Below are 4,225 nucleotides of genomic sequence, written 5' to 3'. Positions count from 1 at the left end.
GCAAAACTTTCTTCATCTTCTACAGAACTTAAAATTATTTTTAATCGCTGTTCGGTTTTGGGTTGAACAGATAGGTGAAAATCTAACATTAGTTTACCTCATCAGCTAAATTACCAGAAGATTGATCGCCTACTTAATTTGCTCATTGATTAAGTTGAAAAGACCACGAATGAATTTGGCGGATATTGAGCGGCTACATAGCTCATAATATCATAAGTGGTTTCATGGTTTTGTCCTCTGAGAAAACTTAATTAAAATCAAACGTTTTTGTTAGCAGTTGGTTGTGTTGGTTTTTGTTCTTCAACTCAACCTATAATATCAGCGTACTGCTACGCAGTGCCTTCGGCATCGCACTATGATTATTTAAAAATTAAATGAATATCCTTGCAAGAGGACATTATTGGGGAAAATTAGCGATTTTTGTCATAAAAAAAGCCCTCGAAGCAATCTTATACTATATTTGCCCTTCGCAATGAGGATGAACTGATCTAAAATGGCGATGTAAATAATGCGAATCTACCTCACAATGGAACCGTTAACTCTACTTGCTAGTATTGCTACGATTGTGATAACCGGCGCGTTAGCTCGTGTGGGAGAAATTACCCTAGATGGAACTATCGAGCGATTTAGGCAGCTTATTGGCTCTAAATCACCGGAAACCCTGAAAAAACTCGAATCCGCCGCTATTGAACCCGATGCTTTACCCGAAGCGATTGAGGTCATGGCCACCCTTATCGAAGAAGATGAGGAAGTAAGGGCGATCGCAGAAGAGATCAAGCGAGAAAATGAGACGAAACCCTACATTATCAATCAAATGAAAAATGTCGGGATTGTCAATCGGGGAACGATTCACAATCCGGTTTTTAACTTCCACTGACAGAATTCGCCGGATGGGAAGCCGGTTAACCAAATTCCTGCGAAAGATATTCCTAATCGTGGTTCCCGTCATTTTGTGGGACGGGAAAAGGAATTAACCCAACTGAAGGCGATGCTAGATAGTGGGGAAAATGTCGCTATTTCTGCGATCGCTGGGATCGGGGGAGTGGGGAAAACGGAACTGGCTACCCAATACGCCCGACGGAATTGGGAGGAATACAAAGCTATCGCCTGGATTGTGGAAACTATTGGCGATATACGCCCGAATCTGTTTAGCTATTTCCTCAAACTAGGAATATCCGTCCCCGAACCGTTGGTCGGTCGTCCGGTTGGTGAACAGATCCAAGCTTGTTGGCGACAGTATCTCGCTGATGTGGCTGTCAAGGATGATGAAAAAATCTTGGTGGTTTTCGACGATATTTCTAATCTGGAAGCGGTAAAAGACGCAATCCCGCCTTTTTATCCCTTCCGAGTCCTGATTACCACGCGGATGCGGAATCTTGACCCCAATCTCGTCGCTACTCTCCCTCTCGATGTCCTGGAACCAGCCGCCGCCCTAGCCCTACTAAAAAGCCTTTTGGGAGAGAATGACCGCAGGATAGCAAATCAGACCAAAATTGCCGAAGAACTGTGTAAATGGCTCGAATACCTGCCTTTGGCGCTGGAATTGGTGGGGGCATACCTAGCCAACGATCCCGATCTCTCCCTCGCGGACTGTTTCGAGCAATTGCAACGGTTGGGACTGGATGACGACGCATTGCAGAGAAGTCAAATAACCTTAAATTCTGCCGAAAGAGGGGTTAAGGCGGCGTTTGATCTCACTTGGCAGAAATTAGCAGCCAATAGCCGAGAAACAGCCCTATTACTGTCCCTTTTCGCCTCGCGGGGGATTGTCTGGGAAGTGGTGGAAGTAATTACGATCGCCGAAGAGTTGAACGCAATCCGTACCCCCTTAGCTAAGACGAAAAAGGAACTCAATGAGGGCAAAAAGGAACTCTATCGCTATCATTTGCTAGGATTCTCCGAGGAAAAAGGCGTTTATAACATTCACTCGCTGATTCATCTGTTTTTTAAAGAACAACTGGCTGAACAAGAACGCTTCGACCTCCTACCAGTGGTGAGTAATCCCCTACTGGCGATCGCGCAAACCATCCCCCAAACTCCCACCCTAAAGGAAATTACCGCCGTTTCCCCCTTTATCCCCCATCTAGAAGCACTAGCTGAGGATTTAGCCCAATCTCCCGCAGGAAAATCCTTTCGACAAACCTACCTCCGACAAAGACAAGCCTCGATTCAGGACGAGGATATTTTTGGGATATTCACGAGTTTAGGCTTGTTTTACCACGGACAGGGTGATTATGGTTCGGCGGAACCTTGGTTAAAACAATGTGTCGAGGTCGTTAAAAGTCGTCTGGGCGAGCGCCATCCCCATGTAGTAGCCCAAAGTCTCCACAATCTAGCCGTTCTCTACAAATCCCAAGGAAAGTACAAATTAGCCGAACCCCTGATCGTGGAGGCTTTAGCCCTGAATAAAGAACTGCTGGGTGATCGCCATCCTGATGTAGCCGCAAATCTCCTGAATCTAGCCGTTCTCTACTACTTCCAAGAAAAGTACAAATTAGCCGAACCCCTGTTCGTGGAGGCTTTAGTCCTGAGTAAAGAACTGCTGGGCGAGCGCCATCTCCTTGTAGCCAGCAGTCTCGACAATCTAGCCAGTCTCTATAGTTCCCAAGGAAAGTACAAATTGGCTGAACCCCTGTACGAGGAGGCTTTAGCCTTGTTTAAAGAACTGCTGGGCGAGCGCCATCCTGATGTAGCCAGCAGTCTCGATCATCTAGCCAGTCTCTACAGTTTCCAAGGAAAGTACAAATTAGCCAAACCCTTGTGCGAAGAGGCTTTAGCCCTGAGAAAAGAACTGCTGGGTGATCGCCATCCCCATGTAGCCTCCAGTCTCGAAAATCTAGGCAATCTCTACAAATCCCAGGGAAAGTACAAATTAGCCGAACCCTTGTTAGTGGAAGCTTTAGTCCTGAGTAAAGAACTGCTGGGCGAGCGCCATCCCCATGTAGCCAGCAAGCTCGAAAATCTAGCCGAGACCTACTGCTCCCAAGGAAAGTACAAATTAGCCGAACCCCTGTACAAGGAGACATTATCCATCAGGGAAGAAAGATTAGGAATCGATCATCCCAGGACCATTTCGACCCGCCGGTCTTTAGCCATTGTTCAATTCTCTAAGTTTTTTGAGAGAGGGATAGGAAAATTAATAAACATTATTGTAACAATTCTCTTCCTACCGTTGTATCTGCTCTTGTTAGGATTGCAATGGCTGATGTTCCGACTACGACGGTAGGGAATTGACTCAAACGGTGGGTTACGACGGATTCTTAGATCCCCTTTACAGAACCGTAGGGCGCGTTAGCATCGCGTAACGCGCCACCCCAAAAATAACGCGCCACCTACCAATGCTAAAATGGTGGGTTACGACGGATTGTTAGATCCCCTTTACCGCCTAGATTGTTGCCGTCTAACCCACCCTACCGCTACCGCGAGACCTTTTCCCGAAAGCGTCAATCATCAATAATCGATGGAACCGACCGAAGAACAATTTTTAGTTTTTAACGCCCTCGAAACCCTAGCGATTGTCTTATATAGTTTCTATAATCCTAGTAGTGGGCTGTGGTATATCGAAACCCTAAGTCCTACTTTACCCACATCGGTGATTCTTCCTGACGGAGAAATTGTTCCTTTTGAATTCGTGCAAGACTATGACTAACGCCGAACAACTTCGACAACAAAAAGCTAGACGTTTACAACAACTCTCTAGACTCGCTCGCGAACGATACCTAGAATCCGGTGGCGACCCCTCCCGTTCCGCCAACGAACAACAGTTAACCAAAGCGGAACAAGAGGAATTTCAAAACCTACTTTCCCAAGTCTTTGATCCAGAATACATCCAGCGATACCAAGAAAAATAAACGAAAGAATCAACAGAATTTAATCCATTAACAACCCTCAATAAACCTCATCGTGAGTCCCAATATTGAGCAAAACAATCTCATCTTGAGTCGTCTGCTCGTTTTTTTGAATCGTAAAAATAATCCGACAATCATATCCACAAGAACAAGCCTTTAGTCCATCATGCTCACCCTTTAGGCGATGGGTCATCAAATTGGGCGCAAAGACATCCTCCCTCATTTGCAGTAACGTTTTTTCAACTTGTCGCTGTAATGCGGCGTTGTCAGACAGAAAGATGAATCAAGCAGAAACGCAGGGAATAGGAACATCCTTAAACTTGAGGTAATGAATAAGAAGCCGAATTGAGTGCTCTAACATTTCGACAGATTTTGAA

At 45.5% G+C, this 4,225-nt stretch carries 4 protein-coding genes; all 4 read left to right on the top strand.

Going from position 1 to position 4,225, the window contains the following annotated elements; genetic code table 11:
- Positions 1-526 precede the first annotated feature (526 nt).
- The 4 genes from EWV84_RS02700 (at position 527) to EWV84_RS02685 (ending at position 3,851) form a co-directional block, all read left to right on the top strand.
- A complete protein-coding gene (locus tag EWV84_RS02700) occupies positions 527-877 on the top strand; it encodes a hypothetical protein (RefSeq protein WP_287076266.1) in 351 nt (116 codons plus the stop codon).
- Positions 878-952: 75 nt separating this feature from the next.
- Positions 953-3,226, top strand: a complete 2,274-nt coding sequence (locus EWV84_RS02695) for a tetratricopeptide repeat protein (RefSeq protein WP_287076264.1) — start codon at positions 953-955, stop codon at positions 3,224-3,226.
- 234 nt (positions 3,227-3,460) lie between these two features.
- Positions 3,461-3,649 carry a hypothetical protein gene (locus EWV84_RS02690; RefSeq protein ID WP_287076262.1) on the top strand — a complete coding sequence of 63 codons (189 nt, stop codon included), beginning with the start codon at positions 3,461-3,463 and terminating at the stop codon, positions 3,647-3,649.
- On the top strand, positions 3,642-3,851 hold the full coding sequence (locus EWV84_RS02685) for a hypothetical protein (protein WP_287076261.1): 210 nt from the start codon (positions 3,642-3,644) through the stop codon (positions 3,849-3,851). The genes EWV84_RS02690 and EWV84_RS02685 overlap by 8 nt, the downstream gene beginning before the upstream one ends.
- Positions 3,852-4,225: the final 374 nt, after the last annotated feature.

The sequence above is a fragment of the Microcystis sp. M_QC_C_20170808_M3Col genome, assembly GCF_007095505.1.
In the GTDB taxonomy this organism is placed as follows: Bacteria; Cyanobacteriota; Cyanobacteriia; order Cyanobacteriales; family Microcystaceae; genus Microcystis.
This window is presented reverse-complemented; position numbering and strand designations above follow the sequence as displayed.

What these genes read in the sequence shown, in the direction of transcription:
- EWV84_RS02685 (WP_287076261.1), top strand. Translation starts at nt 3,642, where the DNA reads ATGACTAACGCCGAACAACTTCGACAACAAAAAGCTAGACGTTTACAA.
- EWV84_RS02700 (WP_287076266.1), top strand. Translation starts at nt 527, where the DNA reads ATGGAACCGTTAACTCTACTTGCTAGTATTGCTACGATTGTGATAACC.
- EWV84_RS02690 (WP_287076262.1), top strand. Translation starts at nt 3,461, where the DNA reads ATGGAACCGACCGAAGAACAATTTTTAGTTTTTAACGCCCTCGAAACC.